13 protein-coding genes are annotated in these 16,890 nt (G+C 68.7%); 9 read left to right on the top strand and 4 right to left on the bottom strand.

Annotated features, from left to right (window positions below; genetic code table 11):
- Positions 1-14: 14 nt before the first annotated feature.
- The 5 genes from MOM01_RS05555 to dxs all read left to right on the top strand — a co-directional run bounded on the left by MOM01_RS05555 (position 15) and on the right by dxs (position 7,608).
- Positions 15-2,015: an APC family permease gene (locus tag MOM01_RS05555; RefSeq protein WP_241384386.1), complete on the top strand. Its 2,001-nt coding sequence runs from the start codon at positions 15-17 to the stop codon at positions 2,013-2,015.
- Positions 2,012-3,295: a class I SAM-dependent RNA methyltransferase gene (locus MOM01_RS05560; protein ID WP_241384387.1), complete on the top strand. Its 1,284-nt coding sequence runs from the start codon at positions 2,012-2,014 to the stop codon at positions 3,293-3,295. Before MOM01_RS05555 ends, MOM01_RS05560 begins: the two co-directional genes overlap by 4 nt.
- A gap of 153 nt (positions 3,296-3,448) precedes the next feature.
- Positions 3,449-3,907, top strand: coding sequence for a MarR family winged helix-turn-helix transcriptional regulator (locus MOM01_RS05565; protein WP_241384388.1), 459 nt, complete (start codon positions 3,449-3,451; stop codon positions 3,905-3,907).
- Complete coding sequence (locus tag MOM01_RS05570; protein ID WP_241384389.1) at positions 3,904-5,511, top strand: MDR family MFS transporter; 1,608 nt, start codon at positions 3,904-3,906, stop codon at positions 5,509-5,511. The genes MOM01_RS05565 and MOM01_RS05570 overlap by 4 nt, the downstream gene beginning before the upstream one ends.
- 153 nt (positions 5,512-5,664) lie before the next feature.
- Positions 5,665-7,608: a 1-deoxy-D-xylulose-5-phosphate synthase gene (gene dxs / locus MOM01_RS05575; RefSeq protein ID WP_241384390.1), complete on the top strand. Its 1,944-nt coding sequence runs from the start codon at positions 5,665-5,667 to the stop codon at positions 7,606-7,608.
- An 81-nt stretch (positions 7,609-7,689) separates the two neighbouring features.
- Here the strand turns inward: dxs and MOM01_RS05580 are convergent, their stop codons facing one another.
- Positions 7,690-9,087 carry a sugar porter family MFS transporter gene (locus MOM01_RS05580; protein ID WP_241384391.1) on the bottom strand — a complete coding sequence of 466 codons (1,398 nt, stop codon included), beginning with the start codon at positions 9,085-9,087 and terminating at the stop codon, positions 7,690-7,692.
- Positions 9,088-9,368: 281 nt separating this feature from the next.
- Here MOM01_RS05580 and MOM01_RS05585 point away from each other — a divergent pair, with 281 nt between their 5' ends.
- Complete coding sequence (locus MOM01_RS05585) at positions 9,369-10,169, top strand: oxygenase MpaB family protein (protein ID WP_241384392.1); 801 nt, start codon at positions 9,369-9,371, stop codon at positions 10,167-10,169.
- A 6-nt stretch (positions 10,170-10,175) separates the two neighbouring features.
- Here the strand turns inward: MOM01_RS05585 and MOM01_RS05590 are convergent, their stop codons facing one another.
- From MOM01_RS05590 to MOM01_RS05600, 3 genes are all read right to left on the bottom strand, one after another.
- Positions 10,176-11,426 (bottom strand): ribonuclease D, encoded by a 1,251-nt coding sequence (locus tag MOM01_RS05590; RefSeq protein ID WP_241384393.1) that lies wholly within the window; start codon positions 11,424-11,426, stop codon positions 10,176-10,178.
- Positions 11,427-11,507: 81 nt separating this feature from the next.
- Positions 11,508-12,899 (bottom strand): WS/DGAT/MGAT family O-acyltransferase, encoded by a 1,392-nt coding sequence (locus MOM01_RS05595; protein WP_241384394.1) that lies wholly within the window; start codon positions 12,897-12,899, stop codon positions 11,508-11,510.
- Positions 12,900-12,949: 50 nt separating this feature from the next.
- Positions 12,950-13,525: a DUF3000 domain-containing protein gene (locus MOM01_RS05600; protein WP_241384395.1), complete on the bottom strand. Its 576-nt coding sequence runs from the start codon at positions 13,523-13,525 to the stop codon at positions 12,950-12,952.
- Between the two features lie 174 nt (positions 13,526-13,699).
- Between MOM01_RS05600 and hemE the strand changes: the two genes are divergently transcribed.
- From hemE to hemQ, 3 genes are read left to right on the top strand one after another with little or no spacing between them, the layout of a single operon-like run.
- A complete protein-coding gene (gene hemE, locus MOM01_RS05605; RefSeq protein WP_241384396.1) occupies positions 13,700-14,797 on the top strand; it encodes a uroporphyrinogen decarboxylase in 1,098 nt (365 codons plus the stop codon).
- Positions 14,794-16,152 carry a protoporphyrinogen oxidase gene (locus MOM01_RS05610; protein ID WP_241384397.1) on the top strand — a complete coding sequence of 453 codons (1,359 nt, stop codon included), beginning with the start codon at positions 14,794-14,796 and terminating at the stop codon, positions 16,150-16,152. Before hemE ends, MOM01_RS05610 begins: the two co-directional genes overlap by 4 nt.
- A 5-nt stretch (positions 16,153-16,157) precedes the next feature.
- Positions 16,158-16,853 (top strand): hydrogen peroxide-dependent heme synthase, encoded by a 696-nt coding sequence (gene hemQ / locus MOM01_RS05615; protein WP_241384398.1) that lies wholly within the window; start codon positions 16,158-16,160, stop codon positions 16,851-16,853.
- Positions 16,854-16,890 lie beyond the last annotated feature (37 nt).

Here is a 16,890-nt window from a genome sequence, read left to right on the forward strand (position 1 = left end):
CATAGGCTTTGCGCGTGTCCAAGCTCTCCACCGCGGCGAAGCGGCTCCTCCTGGGTCGGCCGTTCCGCAGCGACACTCTCGGGCACGAGTTGTTGCCCAAGCGCACCGCCTTGCCGGTGTTCGCGTCGGACGCCCTGTCGTCCGTCGCCTACGCCCCCGAGGAGATCTTCCTCGTCCTCTCCGTCGCGGGATTGTCGGCCTACGCCTTCTCCCCGTGGATCGGCCTCGCGGTCGCCTTCGTGCTCGTGATCGTCATCGCCGGCTACCGCCAGACCGTGCGTGCCTATCCCTCCGGAGGGGGCGACTACGAGGTCGCCACGAAGAATCTCGGATCCACGGCGGGACTGACCGTCGGCAGTGCGCTGCTCGTCGACTACGTCCTGACGGTGGCCGTCTCGCTGTCGTCCGCAGCGGCGACCGTCGGTTCGGCGGTTCCGTTCGTCGCGCAGCACAAGGTGCTCTTCGTCGTCGCGGCGATCGTGGTGCTGACCGCGGTGAACCTGCGCGGCCTCCGGCAGGCCGGACGAGCGTTCGCCGTTCTCACCTATACCTTCGTCGGGTCCATGTTCCTGATGCTCGGCTGCGGTCTCTACCGGATCTTCGTGCTGGGGGAGGACTTGCGCGCCGAGTCGGCGGATTTCGAACTCGTCGCCGAACAGACCGATCTCACGGCGATCGCATTCGTCCTGCTGGTGGCACGAGCATTCTCGTCGGGGTGCGCGGCGCTGACGGGTGTGGAGGCGATCAGCACCGGTGTGCCGGCCTTCCGGAAGCCCAAGGCGCGCAATGCGGCGACGACTCTGCTCGTCCTCGGGGGCATCGCGGTCACCCTGTTCCTCGGGATGGTCTTCCTCGCCGAGCGACTCGGGGTGGTCGTCGCCGAGCACCCCGAGACCCAGCTGCGCGGAGCACCCGAGGGCTACGAGCAGAAGACCCTGCTCGCCCAGCTCGCGCAGACGATCTTCAGCGGGCTACCGGCGGCATTCGTCCTCGTCACGGCCGTCACGGCGATCATTCTCGTGCTCGCCGCCAACACGGCCTTCAACGGATTTCCGGTGCTCGGTTCCGTCCTCGCCCAGGATCGCTATCTGCCGCGCCAGTTCCACACCCGGGGCGACCGGCTCGCCTTCAGCAACGGCATCCTGTTCCTCGCCGGCATCGCCGTCGTCTTCGTGTGGTTGTTCGACGCCGAGGTCACCCGACTCATCCAGCTCTACATCGTCGGCGTGTTCGTCGCCTTCAGTCTCGGACAGGCCGGCATGGTGCGGCACTGGACACGCGAACTGCGGGCGGAGACCGATCCCGCCGCGCGAGGGCGGATGCGTCGCTCGCAGGTGATCAACGCGGTCGGTGTCGCGTCGACCTCGACCGTTCTCCTCGTCGTACTGATCGGCAAGTTCACGGCCGGGGCCTGGATCGCGGTGGCCGCCATGATCGCGGGCTTCGTGATGATGAAGTCGATCCGCCGGCACTACGACACGGTCGCGACGGAACTCGAGAGTGCGGACTGGGACGGTGTCCTGCCCAGCCGTACGCATTCCATCGTGCTCGTCTCGACACTGCACCTGCCCACCATGCGGGCTCTCGCCTATGCTCGGGCGACGCGCCCCGACACGCTCGAGGCGATCACCGTCAACGTCGACGACGAGAGCACCCGGCGCCTGGTGCTCGAGTGGGAGAAGAGTGATCTGACGGTTCCGCTGAAGGTGATCGAGTCCCCCTACCGGGAGATCACCCGGCCCGTGCTCGATTACGTCCGGCGGATCCGGCGTGATTCTCCCCGCGACGTCGTCACCGTCTTCATTCCCGAGTACGTCGTGGGCCACTGGTGGGAGCAGTTGCTCCACAACCAGAGTGCGTTGAGGCTCAAGAGCCGGTTGCTGTTCCAGCCCGGGGTGATGGTCACCAGCGTGCCCTGGCAGCTGCGCTCGTCCACCCAGTTGCCGGGAGGCCGGCCCGACGGAGACGCGCCGGTAGGCAGACCACAGCTCGACAAGGAGGAGGAACCGCGGTGAATCGTCAGGCACACCCCCGCACCGATTGGTCCGGCCGAAGGATCGAAGTGACCCTCGGCAACCCCGCCCACGGCGGTGCGTGCGTCGCGCGGTTCGAGGGCAGGGTGGTCTTCGTCCGGCACGGACTTCCGGGTGAGCGGGTCTTCGCTCACGTCACCGAGGACCGCGGAGGCTCGTACTGTTTCGCCGACGCCGTGGACGTCCTCGAGGCCTCGGAGGATCGTGTCGAGCCGGTCTGCCCGATCTCCGGCCCCGGTGGCGCGGGATGCTGCGATCTCTCCCACGCCTCGGTCCCCGCCCAGCACCGGTTCACCGCGGCCGTCGTGACGGAACAGTTGCGGCGGCTCGGGGGAGTGGACCGCGAGGTCGTCGTCGAGGAAGTACCCGGCGGAGCACCCGACGGGACATTGTGGCGCACTCGCGTCCGCCTCGCTGTCGACGTTGCCGGAAATCCGGGCTACCGGCGGTACCGGAGCAACGAGGTGGTGACCGACCCGGCCTGTCCTCAGATCGATGCCCGCGCCTATCTCGGGCTCGCCGACCGGGTGTGGCAACCGGGAGCGGAGCTGCAGGTCGTCCTGGACGGGGACGGCCGACGCCATATCGTCGAGATCGCACCGCCCCCGGTTGCGTCCGCGGCGCGGCGTCCGGGGCGTCGCGGAGCGGCCTCGCGGCGCGCCGCGGCGAGCGCACCCCGGGCGGAGAAGGTGATCGAGGGACCGGGACGCGTGCTCGAACGGGTCGGCGGACGCGAGTGGACGCTGTCGCCCACCGGATTCTGGCAGGCCCACCGGGGCGCGCCCGCGACCTACTCGGCAGTGGTGAGTGAATGGGCGCAGGCTTCCCCGGGTGCCACGGCCTGGGACCTCTACGGCGGAGTCGGAGTGTTCGCTGCCGCGCTCGCCGGGCAGGTGGGCCCGGCCGGGCAGGTCGTCTCGGTCGAGGCGTCCAAGCGTGCCGTCGAGGACGGAGCGGATGCTCTCGCGGATCTCGGGCAGGTGTCCTTCCGTCAGGGTCGCGTGGAGAGGATCGTCGCCGATCTGCCCGCGCCGGAGGTCGTCGTGCTCGACCCGCCGCGTGCGGGTGCGGGCCGGGAGGTGGTGTCCGCGGTGGCGGAGGCGGGCCCCCGCCGGATCGTCCACATCGGATGTGACCCGGCCTCGTTCGGACGCGATGTGGGGCTGTACCGGGAGCACGGATTCGAACTGGCCGATGTGCGGGCGTTCGCTGCCTTCCCGTCGACCCACCATGTGGAGTGCATCGGTCTGTTCACGCGCTGAGCGGAGCGCGACGTCCGGACGGCCGGACGTCGCGTGTGATGTAGATCGCTTCGGTGGCCGGCTGTGACGTCCGAGCAATAATTGCTTGTAGTCCGCAAGCAATCTGTATAGTTGCATGACGTAATCAATTAGTTCACCAGCCGGAGGTTCGCTGTGCCGGACAAGACCCAGGCCCACGAGCTCGCCGACGCCATCTTCCTGTTCGGTCGGACGCTGCGTGGTGCTCTCGTGCACCACGACACCGACGTGCTGCCCTCCGCGCTCGTCGCGGTGCTGTTCGTGCTCGCCCGGATGGGGGAGTGCCGCCCCAGCGAACTCGCGGTGGAGATGTGCGTCAGCCAGTCGTCGCTGAGTAGACAGATCGCCGAACTCGTGGAGCGAGGGCTCGTGGACCGGCACCCGGATCCCGACGACCGTCGCGCGCACCGGGTGAGCTGTTCGGTCGCCGGGATCGAAGTACTCGATCTCGTGAAGAAGCGCCGCACCGAACGTCTGTCCGCCGAACTGGCGGACTGGGACGAGGAACAGATCGCCGGTGCCATCGCGACGCTCGAGCGGCTCACCGCCTCCCTGACTCCGCTGGTTGTCGATACTCGAAGGACGAATTCATGACCACCGTCTCCGGACCGGGAGCGCAACCCGCGGCTCCCGCGGCGGCCGCCGAGGAACCGATGACCCATCGGGAAATCCTCGTGGTGCTGTCGGGTCTGCTCGCAGCGCTGTTCACGGCCATGCTGAGCAGCACCATCGTCTCCACCGCGCTGCCCACGATCATCGCCGACCTCAACGGCAACCAGACCCAGTACGCGTGGGTCATCACCACCGCACTGCTCGCGAACGCCGCGTCGACGCCGATCTGGGGCAAGTTCGCGGACCTGTTCAACAAGAAGCTCCTCGTCCAGCTCGGGATCCTGATCTTCGTCGCCGGTTCCGTACTGGCCGGGCTCGCGCACAACGTGCCGGTGCTGCTGGGCGCCCGCGTGATCCAGGGCATCGGCATGGGTGGTCTGACCGCCCTGGTCGTCGCGATCATCGGCAGCATCATCCCGCCCCGTGAACGCGGTCGGTATTCCGGTTACATGGGTGCCGTCATGGCCGTGGCGATGTCCGGTGGCCCCGTGCTCGGCGGTGTCATCGTCGATGCCCTCGGGTGGCGCTGGTGCTTCTACGTCTGCGTGCCGATCGCCGTCGTGGCCCTCGTGTTGCTGCAGCGCACGCTGCACGTCGTGACCGTCCGCAAGGACAACGTCAGCATCGACTGGCTCGGCGCCACGCTCATCACGGCAGCGGTGAGCGTCCTGCTCATCTGGGTGTCCTTCGCGGGCAAGGCCGGCTATTACGAATGGTTCTCCGTCGAATCGGCTCTGTACGTGGGCGTCGGTGCGGTGCTGCTCGTCGCCACGCTGATCGTCGAGTCGAAGGTCGCCGACCCGATCATCCCGCTGAAGATCGTCGGCGAGCGGACCACCGCTCTCGCGATCATCGCTTCCGTGGCGGTCGGCATCGGCTTGTTCGGCGCCACCACCTTCCTCGGCCAGTACTTCCAGACCGCACGCGGTTACAGCCCGACGGTCGCCGGTCTGCTCACCATCCCGATGGTGGCCGGAACGCTCGTCTCGTCCATGCTCTCGGGACAACTGATCACGCGCTTCGGCAAGTGGAAGGGATTCCTGATCGGCGGCGCCGTCCTGCAGATGGTCGGATTCGGCTTGCTCGGGACGGTCGACCACCTCACCTCGCTGACCCTGATCAGCGTGTACATCGCGATCGTGGGTCTCGGTACCGGCATGCTCATGCAGAATCTCGTCCTCGCCGTACAGAACACCGTGAGTGTGCGCAACATCGGCGCTGCGAGCAGTTCGGTGGCCTTCTTCCGCACCTTCGGTGGTGCGATCGGGGTCTCGGTGCTCGGCTCGATCCTCGCGGCCCGGGTGGCGACGATCTCGGCGGACGGACTGGCCCGGCTGGGGATCGACGCATCGTCGGGGAGTGCCGACACCGGTCTCGACCTCGCAGCGATGCCAGCACCGGTGGCCGAGGTGATCCAGCACGCCTACGGGGATGCGACCGGCACCCTCTTCGTCGTCGCGGCGGCGTTCGCGGTGGTTACCCTGATAGCAGTGGTACTCATCCCGAACCGGGCGCTGCGCACCACCATCGACCTCGTCGAGGAGTCGTCCCCGGCCGATCACGCGGACGCCGCCTCCCGAGGGTGACATCGATCACGCCGGAACGATCCGTCCATCGATGACCAGGAGGTCACACCGGACCGAGGCGGTGGGGAGAGACGCTCCGCTCCCGCGCTCCGTAGACTGAGGAAATCGCTCGCGCGACACGCGTGAGGCACGAGCCGGAGGGAGCTGTTCCAGTTGGGTGTTCTGTCCCGCATCCAGTCGCCCGACGATCTACGTCGGCTCTCCCCCGTCGAGCTCACCGAGCTCGCGGGAGAGATCCGGGAATTCCTGGTCGAGAAGGTCGCGGCGACCGGAGGTCACCTCGGGCCCAATCTCGGTGTCGTCGAGCTGACCATCGCGCTGCACCGGGTCTTCGATTCACCGCGTGATCCGATCCTGTTCGACACCGGTCATCAGGCCTACGTCCACAAGATCCTCACGGGTCGCCGCGACGAGTTCGACAGCCTCCGGCAGAAGGGCGGGTTGTCCGGCTACCCGTCCCGTGCGGAGAGCGCGCACGACTGGATCGAGTCCTCCCACGCCTCGGCCGCCCTGTCGTATGCCGACGGGCTCGCCAAGGCCTACTCGCTGACGGGGCAGGCCGACCGGACCGTCGTCGCGGTCGTGGGTGACGGTGCGCTGACCGGTGGTATGTGCTGGGAAGCGCTCAACAACATCGCCGCCGGTCAGAACCGGTCGATGGTGATCGTCGTCAACGACAACGGGCGGTCGTACGCACCCACGATCGGTGGTCTCGCCGACCATCTCGCCGCACTGCGACTGAAGCCGGCCTACGAACGGGTGCTCGACAACAGCCGGCGCGTGGTCAAGCGGATCCCCTGGGTCGGCTCGGCGGCCTACTCGGTGCTGCACGGCATGAAGGCCGGCGTGAAGGATGCGGTCAGCCCTCAGGTGCTGTTCACCGATCTCGGGATCAAATATCTCGGCCCGGTCGACGGGCACGACGAGCAGGCGATGGAATCGGCGCTGCGACGGGCGAAGGCCTACGGCGGTCCGGTCCTCGTCCACGCAGTCACCCGCAAGGGCGCCGGTTACGCGCCCGCCGAGAACCATCTCGCAGACCAGATGCACGCCACCGGGGTCATGGACCCACGCACGGGCCGGGCGAAGTCGTCGTCCGCGCCGGACTGGACCTCGGTCTTCTCCGAGGAACTCATCGCCCTCGGCGAGCAACGGGACGACATCGTGGCGATCACCGCGGCGATGCCCGGCCCCACCGGACTCGCCAAGTTCGGTGAACGATTCCCGGACCGCACCTTCGACGTCGGTATCGCCGAACAGCACGCCATGACGTCCGCAGCGGGCCTGGCGCTCGGCGGAATGCACCCGGTCGTGGCGGTGTACTCGACCTTCCTCAACCGGGCGTTCGACCAGCTGCTCATGGATGTGGCGCTGCTCCGGCAGCCGGTCACCGTGGTGCTCGACCGTGCGGGCGTGACGGGTTCGGACGGCGCGAGCCACAACGGGATGTGGGATCTGTCCCTGCTGGGCATCGTCCCCGGCATCCGGGTTGCCGCTCCGCGCGACGGAGCGACGTTGCGCGAGGAACTCGGTGAGGCGCTCGCCGTCTCGGACGGCCCGACCGTCCTGCGCTTCCCCAAGGGTTCGGTGGGGGACGACATTCCGGCCTCCGAGCGCATCGGGGGAACGGTCGACGTGCTGCGGATGCCGCACTCGCGCAGCGGTGACGTACTGATCGTCGCAGTCGGTGCCTTCGCGGGACTCGCCCTCGACGTCGCCGACCGTCTCTCCCGGCAGGGGATCGACGCGGCGGTCGTGGATCCGCGATGGGTGCTTCCCGTGCCTCCCGCCGTGGTCGAGCTCGCGCGTGATTTCCGGATCGTCGTCACCGTCGAGGACAGCGGTGTGCACGGTGGGGTCGGATCGGCCGTGTCCTCTGCTCTGCGGCAGAACCACGTCGACGTACCCACCCGCGAACTCGGCGTGCCTCAGAAGTTCCTCGACCATGCCTCCCGCAACGAGATCCACGCGGAACTCGGCCTGACCGCGCAGGATGTGGCACGGCAGGTCACCGGCTGGGTGGCCGGACTGGGCGACGGACCGCACGACCGGCCTCGTCCCTCGGCGGTCGAACAGTCCGACCGCGAAGCGGGCTGACCGACCCGGAGCGCCCCGCGACGGCCACAGCGTACGAGGGGGCCGTGCCCGGAATCGCCGGGCACGGCCCCCACGCACACGTCAGGTGCGCATGTCCTCGAGTTCCATTCCCTTGGTCTCGGGGATCTTCGACTTGACGAAGAAGAACGACAGCAGGGCGAAGAACGCGAACATGCCGTAGAGGAACCACAGGCCCACAGTGGAGGTCAGCGGTGGGAACGCCAGGGTGACCGTGAAATTCGCGATCCAGTTCGCGGCGGTGCTGATACCGAGGGCGACCGCGCGCATGCGGTTCGGGAACATCTCGCCGAGCATCACCCACATGATCGGGCCCCAGGTGGCGGCGAAGAAGATCACGAAGACGTTGGCACCCACGAGCGCGAGCGGACCCCACGGCGACGGAAGTTGGACGTCGCTACCACTGCCTTCGGCCTGCGAGAAGGCCACGGCCGCCAGCAGCAGGCTCAGGAACATCCCGAGTGAGCCGGTCATCAGCAACGGCCGGCGGCCGATCTTGTCGACGAACAGGATCGCCACGAACGTCATGACCACGTTGATCACGGCCGTGATCACCGAGGTCGTGAACGATTCGTTCTCGGAGAAACCTACGGACTGCCACAGCGTGGTCGAGTAGTAGAAGATCGCGTTGATACCGACGAACTGCTGGAAGATCGCCATGGCGATGCCCACCCACACCAGCGGTTGCAATCCGAAGGACGGGCCTCGGATGTCACCGAAGGACGCGTTGGATTCCTTACGCAGGGTCAGTCTGATCTCGCGGACCCGTTCGTCGGGGCGCAGTTCACCGGTGACGTTCGCCAGCACGGCTGCGGCCTCCTCGTCGAGGTCCTTGCCGACGAGATAGCGGGGTGACTCCGGGATGGTCAGTGCGAGAACGCCGTAGAGCACGGCGGGCACCACGCCGACGAGGAACATCCACCTCCAGGCCTCGAGACTCCACCACAACTCGTTCGAGGCGCCACCGGCCGCGTTCTGCAGGACCGCGTCCGACAGGAGAGCCGCGAAGATACCGAGCGTGATCGCGAGCTGTTGCAGCGAGGCGAGTGCCCCGCGATAACGCGCCGGGGCGATCTCGGAGATGTAGGTCGGCGCGATGACCGAGGCGATACCGATGCCGAGACCACCGAGCACACGCCACAGCATGAGGTCCGGGACGCTGAAGGCCAGGCCGGAGCCGATCGAGGAGATGACGAACAGGATGGAGCCGAGCAGCATCACGCGCTTACGGCCCCAGCGGTCCGCGAGCCGTCCGGCGAACCACGCACCGACGGCACACCCGAGCAGGGCGATCGCCACGGCGAAACCTGTCACGAACGCGCTGAGCCCGAAGTTCTGCTCGATGGAGTCGACGGCCCCGTTGATGACCGAGCTGTCGAAGCCGAAGAGGAATCCACCCACTGCGGCCGCAACGGTGACGGCGATGACCTTGGCGGCGTGCGCGGTCGACGGCTGGGTCACGGACGCCTCCTGGATCGGACGTGTGCTGCACAGGGCGGAACGCACTGACGTTTCCCTGGGGACATTACGCCGCGGGGACTTCCCGGGCGGAGGAATCCGGAGGAGAGGCACCCCACCTGTCTCCGGCGCGCGATCCGGGTCGGCGGCATGGTGTCGAGGCAGGGGGCCGGGCGCCGACAAGTTAAGAAGTATTCTCGTCGGCCGAGCGTGAGAGCAGTTCGGGAACTGCGATGACGATGATCTGCTTGACACCACGTGATCAGGCACGACATGCTCCGTGCATGAATCAGCGACGGCCGGATGCAACGGTACGCGGTGTGGTGGGTGAAGCTGTGTTCCTCCTGAGTTCGCCCCGGAGATTTCTCACGGAGATCGCGCTTCCTCCGGTAGGTCACGGGGTGGTCGAGCACAGCAGGGCGCTGATCGATCCCGTCACCCGCTTCCGCAACACGAGCGCCTACATCTTCCTGCTGGCGTTCGGCGACGACGAGGAACGTCGCCGGGTGGTGCGGTTCGTCAATCGTGCCCACGCGCCGGTCCGGTCGAGCGGATACAACGCTTTCGACCCGAAGCTCCAATTGTGGATCGCTGCTGTGATGTTCCACGGAGGACGCGACATCTACGAGCGATTCTTCGGGCCGCTCGAGCGTGCGGATGCCGAGCGGTTGTACCGGGAATTCGCGCTGTACGGTACGTCGCTGCAGGTGCCCGCCGACATGTGGCCCGCCGATCTCGATGCCTTCGAGGCGTACTGGGACGGTGTCGTCGCCGACCTCGTCGTCGACGACACCGTCCGCACCTACGCGCGGGCGCTGCTCTCCGGCGGCGACCTGCCGTTCGTCGTTCGCCCGGCGATGGCGATCAACAGGTTCTTCACGCTCGGGATGCTCGATCCTCGCGTCCGCGAGGCCTACGGGTTCTCGTGGACGCCCGGGCAGCAGCGGAGATTCGACCGCGTCATGAAGGTCGCGGCGCCGCTGTACCGGGCACTGCCACAGGGCGTGCGGCACCTGCCCGGGCGGCTCGTTCTCCGCGACGCGCGACGGCGGTTCGCCGGCGCGCCCGAGCGGGCCGCCGCATAGGGGCCGTCAGTCCGTGGCCGTGAGGGCCTTCGCGAGTCTCGGCACGGTCAGGGCGCGCTGCCACGGCCTGGCCCCGCCCTCGGCGAAACGTCCGTCGATGTACTCCTCCACATCGGTTCCGGGCGAGACGTCCCAGTCCCAGCACAGACGACGCACGAGGTCGGGGCTCACCAGGTTCTCCACGGGAACCGAAACCTCCTCGCTCAGCGCGGTGAGCTCAGCGCGAGCCGCGGCGAGTCGTGCCGCTTCCTCGGGGTGATGCCGGGCCCAGCGGCCGGCCGGGGGAGGACCGGTCAACGGCGGGGTGACGGGCGGGAGCCGGTCCTCGGGAAGCGCGCGGGCCCTCTCGATCGCGTCGAGCCAGGCGCGTGAGGAACGCCGCTGCCGGGGACCGCCGAAGACCGGCAGCGCCCGCAGCTGGTCGAGGCCGGTGGGATTCGCTTCCGCGGCGGCGATGATCGCCGAGTCCGGAAGGATCCGGCCCGGCGCGATGTCACGTCGTGCAGCGATCTGATCGCGTGTGGTCCACAGTTCACGGACGATCGCGAGACGGCGCCGGTCCTTGAGCACATGGATCTTCGCCGTACGACGCCATCGCTCGGCTTTGGGTGCGGGAGGACCCGCGAGGCGGATGTGCTCGAACTCCTGAGCGGCCCACTCGGTCTTGTTCTGGCGCTCGAGCTCGCGCGCCATCGCCTCCCGGAGTTCGACGAGGGGTTCGACGTCGAGCGCGGCGTAGTTCAGCCACGACTCGGGCAACGGCCGCGTCGACCAGTCGGCCGCGCCGTGACCCTTGCGCAGCTCGAGCCCGAGGGTCTCGGCGACGAGCGCAGCGAGACCGACGCGGGGGAAGCCGGCGAGGCGGCCCGCGAGCTCGGTGTCGTACAGCCGCGCCGGGCGGAGCCCGAGCTCGGCCAGGCCCGGTAGGTCCTGGTCGGCGGAGTGCAGCACCCATTCGAGGTCGTTGATCACGTCGGCGAGAGGGCCGAGTGCGTCCCGCGTCGGGATCGGGTCGAGCAGCACGGTCCCGGCACCGTCGCGCCGGAGCTGCACGAGATAGGCACGTGCGGAGTAGCGGTATCCGGATGCGCGCTCGGCATCGACGGCCAGCGGCCCGTGTCCGCCCGCGAGACGGGCCGCCGCGTCGGCGACTCCTTGCGGGGTCGTGACGACCTCGGGGATACCCTCGCGCGGTTCGAGAAGCGGCACCGTCGTCACGTGCTCGCTCGCGTTCTCGTCGTTCTGTGGTGCCGACATGGGCGTGACTCTAGCGCTGTCGACCTCGCACGCACTCCGTCCCGTCCGTTCCGGGCCGTGTGGGCCCGGTCCGGACGGCCGTCACGGCTCCTGTGCGCCGGCCGCGAGAATCAGGTCGTCGAGGGCGAGGGAGAAGTCGTCGACGAGCTCCCACAGGTCGGGCACGAGGTCCGGGCACGAGATCAGTCCGATGTCGAGCTTCCCGGCGAGGGAGAGCACTGTGATGTTGAGTCCCGCGCCGTGGAAGATCGGCCCGAAGGGATACATCCCCGTCATGCGCGCACCGAGGAAATAGAGCGGCACGGATGGGCCGGGCACGTTGGAGATCACCAGGTTGTGGATCACCGGATGCCGGTCGGCGAGCCGGAGCCCGGCATAGGCGCGCATCGCGGAACCGAAGACCGCTGATCCGAGGAATTGCGACCAGTCCTGCAGCAGGTTCGCTCCGAGATCGGCGTTGTGCTCCTTGGACACCGCGTTCGCCTCCGCCAGGGCGCGCAGCCGCTCGGCCGGATCCTCGATGTGGGTGTGGAGGTCGGCGAACATCGCGGAGACCTGGTTGCGTCCGGGGCGCTCGGACGTCTCGTGGACCGAGACCGGGATCATCCCGATCAGCGGGGAATCCGGTAGCTCGTCGCGCCGCGCGAGATATCGGCGCAGTGCACCCGCGCACATGGCCATCACCACGTCGTTGACGGTGACGCCGAAGACCTTCTTCACGAGTTTCACATCGTCGAGGTCCAATGCGGTGAATCCGACGTTGCGATGACCGGTGATGGTGGAGTTGAACGGTGTGCGCGGAGCGGTGAAGGGGGCGGGCATCGCGTCACCGCGTCGTGCCCGCGTGATCCACGACGCCAGCGACGTCACCGCGGACGGCAGGATCCGCATCAGGTGCAGCGGGCGCCGGGCGATGTTGAGGGCACCGGCCAGTGCGAGGGTGAGATCGTTCGCGTCGCCCGCACCTCGGCCCACCGGCTCCGGGCGGGGATCGGCCGGATCGAGACTGCACAACTGTGCGATCAGGGAGGCGCCGGACACCCCGTCCACCCCGGCATGGTGCATCTTCGCGACGACCGCGATCGTGCCGTCGTCGAGACCGTCGACGATCCACATCTCCCACAGCGGCCGGGAGCGGTCCAGAGGCTGAGCGGCGATGTGACCGCACAGTTCGCCGAGTTCGATCCGTGTGCCCGGGGCCGGGACGGCTATGTGGTGAACGTGGCGGTCGAGATCGAAATCGTGGTCGTCCACCCAGACCGGATGATCGAGATTGAGTTTGTTGTCGGCCAGCTTCATGTGGAACTGGGGCACGACGGCCAGGCGCGCTTCGAGTTCCTTGCGGAAGCTCGGATAGTCGTAGCCGCCCGGAACGGTGGACGGATCCAGCACGATCAGCCCGCAGATGTGGAGGAGCTGACTGGGGGTCTCGAGGTAGAGGAAACCGGCGTCGAGCCCGCTGAGACGCTGCATGGCTCCCAGGGTAGAACAGGTTCTAGAAATTCGGTGTCGATGCGCTCAACTCAGTGCTGCAACCGGGCCACTCCGGTGGGAGGCAGACCGGCGGCGTATGCGAGCACATCGCAGAACGCCTCGACGTGCGGAGTGAGGAGATCGGACTGCGGGGTCCACGAGGCTCGCAGTTCCAGCTGGTGGGCGCGAGCAGGACCCGCGATGTCCCCGAACCGGACCGAGGTCGTCGACGTCACCGTGCCACCCAGAGCCGTGAGCGGTTCGCCGTGCGCGTCGAGCGCATCGACGAGCCAGCTCCACGCGACCTCCGGGAGCAGCGAGTCCGCCGCCAGGGTCTCGTCGACGTCGGCCTGGATGTACGAGACGAGCCGGGTGGTCCCGTGCCAGGCCTCGTCGCCGTCGGGGTCGTAGAGGAGGATGAGCCGGCCGAATGCATCGCCCTCGGACTGTTCGGGTACCCGATCCGCCTCGTCGTGCAGGACCTCGGCCCCCAGCGCGTAGCTGTAGGGAGCGAGTCGTTGCGGAGGACGGATGGGCCCGACCTCGATCTCCGGGCGCACAGTGGCCGCGTTCATCGCATCGACTGCGGAACGGAAGCGGGCCGGCTCGGCATGCGAGGTGGTCACCGAGCGGACGTTAGTGCCGGTGACGCACTGCACGCGGGAGGCGCGCCGATTCCGGCGGGCGGGCCGGTCGTGGCAGCATGGAACAACGGCGGCGGACGATACATCCCGGTCTGCGGCCCCCACAGACGACGCCCTGCCCGCCGAAGGCGCGCAGTGACCGAAGAACGAGGATCGATGACCGGCTTGGAGAACACGAACGTCGGCTCCGCGGTGCCCGCGGAGTACCCCTCGCGGAGGGTTCTGCCACACGCGCCCCTGTTGGCGGCCGCGCGCGGCGAACGGCCGGTCCACCGCCCGGTGTGGTTCATGCGTCAGGCGGGCCGGTCCCTGCCCGAATACCGGGAGATCCGCGCCGGGATCGGCATGCTCGAATCGTGCTTCGACCCCGAGTTGGTCTGCGAGATCACGATGCAGCCGGTGCGGCGTCACAAGGTCGACGCGGCCATCCTCTTCTCCGACATCGTCGTGCCCCTCAAGGCCGCCGGGATCGACCTCGACATCGTCGCCGGTACGGGGCCCGTCGTCGCGAACCCGGTGCGCACGGCGGCCGACGTCGCGGCCCTGCCGTCCCTCGAGCCCGAGGAGGTCGGGGCGGTCGCGCGGGCCGTGGAACTTCTCACGCGCGAACTGGGCGACACCCCGCTCATCGGCTTCGCGGGGGCGCCCTTCACCCTGGCGTCCTATCTCGTCGAAGGCGGCCCTAGCCGCAACCACGAGCGCACCAAGGCGCTGATGCACGCCGAGCCCCGGACCTGGCATGCGCTGCTCGGCAAGCTCACCGATGTCGCCATCGGATTCCTGCGCGCACAGCTCGGCGCGGGCGTCGACGCCGTCCAGCTCTTCGATTCGTGGGCCGGTGCGCTCTCGCTCGCGGACTACCGCGAGTACGTCCTGCCCCACTCCGAGCGCGTGTTCGCCGAGCTCGCCGGTGCCGGAGTGCCGCGTATCCACTTCGGTGTCGGCACGGGAGAGCTCCTCGGCGCCATGGGCGAGGCCGGTGCCGACGTGGTCGGCGTCGACTGGCGCATCCCCCTCGACGTCGCCGCGACCCGCGTCGGCCCGGGCAAGGCACTGCAGGGCAATCTCGACCCCGCGATCCTCTTCGCGGGCTGGGAGGTCGTCGAACGCGAGGTCCGCCGCATCGTCGCGGAGGCGGACCGGGCGATCGAAGCCGGCGCGACCGGCCACATCTTCAATCTCGGCCACGGTGTGCTCCCCGACACCGATCCCGAGATCATCACCCGAGTTGTCGAGCTGGTGCATTCGCTGTGACCCCGCGGGCGGTCGCCGTCGTCGGGGGCGGCATCAGCGGCCTCGTCGCGGCATACCGGCTGCGCCGCTCGCTCGGGCCCGCCGCGAGGATCGTCGTGCTCGAACGATCCTCGCGGCTCGGCGGCAAGCTCCGGACGGTCCCGCTCGCCGGAGACCCGGTCGACGTCGGTGCCGAAGCATTCATCGCGCGCCGCCCCGAGGTCGCGGAACTCGCCGCCGAACTCGGTCTCGCCGACCGCATCGTGTATCCCTCGGGCGCCCGCCCGCTGCTGTACGCCGGGTCGCAGTTGCACCCGCTGCCGTCGAGCACACTGATGGGGATCCCGGCGTCCGCGCAGTCGCTGGCGGGTCTCGTCGACGACCGCACGCTCGCCCGTATCGCCGCCGAACCCACCGTCCCGCTGCACTGGGAGCGGGGATCGGACGTGTCCGTCGCCGAGCTCGTCGGTGCCCGATTCGGTGAACAGGTCGTGCGACGCAGCGTCGACCCGCTTCTCGGTGGTGTCTACTCGGGTCTGTCCGATACCGCGGGAGTACGTGCCACCCTGCCCACCCTCGCCGCAGCCCTCGACGCCGGTGCGACGAGCTTGAGCGAGGCCGTCACCCGGGCCATGCCCGCCCCGTCCGACGCTCCGGTCTTCGGCACGCTGCGGGAGGGCTACGGCGTACTGCTCGAGGCGCTCGTCAGCGCCGCGGATGCGGAGTTCCTCTACGGCACGGCCGCGTCCGGCCTCCGCCGCATCGGGGAGAAATGGTCGATCGACCCCGTCGGGGAGGTCGACGGGGTCGTGCTCGCAGTCCCCGCACCGGACGCCGCGCGTCTGCTCGCCGACAGTGTGCGGCCCGCTGCGCAGTGCCTCGCACAGATCCCCCCGGCGTCGTCGGTGGTGGTCGCGCTCGCGTTCCCGCACGACGCCGATCTGCCGCAGAACTCCGGGATTCTCGTCGCGACGGGGGAGGAACTGTCGGCCAAGGCCTTCACGCTGTCGAGCCGGAAGTGGCCGCATCTCGCGGAACGGCCCGTCGCGCTCGCCCGCGCGTCCTTCGGCCGGTTCGGCGACGACGCGCTGGTCGACGCGCCGGAGACCGAGCTGATCGCGCTGGCGCGAGCGGATCTCGCCACGCTCACCGGGGTCGACGCGGAACCCGTGGACGCCTTCGTGCAGCGCTGGCACGGCGGGCTCCCGCAGTACCGCGAACACCACGGCGAGATCGTCGCGGCCCTCGAGGCGGAGATCGCCGGTATCGACGGGCTCGAGATCGCGGGCGCGATGTTGCACGGCGTGGGGGTGCCGGCATGTGTCGCAACAGGCACGGCCGCGGCCGCACGACTGGCAGCGCGAATGGCAGGATGAACGGTATGGCACGTCTCGACTACGACAAGCTCAATTCCACCCTCCGCTACGCGATGTGGTCGGTCTTCCAGGTTCGGCCCGGTGTGCTCGGCGACGACCGTACGGCCGCGATCGAGGACGCGAAGGCGTTCTTCGCCCGCTACGAGGACACCGACGTCGTCGTGCGGGGGCTCTACGATGTCGCCGGTACCCGCGCCGACGCCGACTTCATGATCTGGTCGCACGCGGAGCATCTCGAAGATCTGCAGAAGCTGTACGCCGACTTCCGGCGGACGACGATCGTCGGTCGCGCCAGCACCCCGGTGTGGTCGAACGTCGCCCTGCATCGGCCGGCCGAGTTCAACAAGAGCCACGTGCCCGCCTTCATCGCGGGGGAGGACCCGGGCAACTACATCTGCGTCTACCCGTTCGTGCGGTCCTACGAGTGGTACCTGCTTCCCGACGAGCAGCGTCGCAAGATGCTCGCGGACCACGGCAAGGCCGGTCGCGGCTATCCGGACGTACGCGCCAACACGGTGCCCGCCTTCGCCCTCGGCGACTACGAGTGGATCCTCGCCTTCGAGGCACCGAAGCTGGACCGCATCGTCGACCTCATGCGCGACCTGCGGGCCACTGACGCGCGCCTGCACGTCCGGGAAGAGACCCCCTTCTTCACCGGTCCGCGCGTGGACGTCGACACGCTCGTCGCGTCGCTGCCCTGACACGAACGCTGCCCTGACACGAACGCTGCCCTGACAC

This window comes from Rhodococcus sp. CH91, from assembly GCF_022554085.1.
GTDB lineage: Bacteria > Actinomycetota > Actinomycetes > Mycobacteriales > Mycobacteriaceae > Rhodococcus.

Coding starts and splice junctions, on each gene's coding strand:
- hemE (WP_241384396.1), top strand. CDS start 13,700: ATGACCGGCTTGGAGAACACGAACGTCGGCTCCGCGGTGCCCGCGGAG.
- MOM01_RS05595 (WP_241384394.1), bottom strand. CDS start 12,899: ATGCAGCGTCTCAGCGGGCTCGACGCCGGTTTCCTCTACCTCGAGACC.
- MOM01_RS05590 (WP_241384393.1), bottom strand. CDS start 11,426: ATGTCGGCACCACAGAACGACGAGAACGCGAGCGAGCACGTGACGACG.
- hemQ (WP_241384398.1), top strand. CDS start 16,158: ATGGCACGTCTCGACTACGACAAGCTCAATTCCACCCTCCGCTACGCG.
- MOM01_RS05585 (WP_241384392.1), top strand. CDS start 9,369: ATGAATCAGCGACGGCCGGATGCAACGGTACGCGGTGTGGTGGGTGAA.
- MOM01_RS05570 (WP_241384389.1), top strand. CDS start 3,904: ATGACCACCGTCTCCGGACCGGGAGCGCAACCCGCGGCTCCCGCGGCG.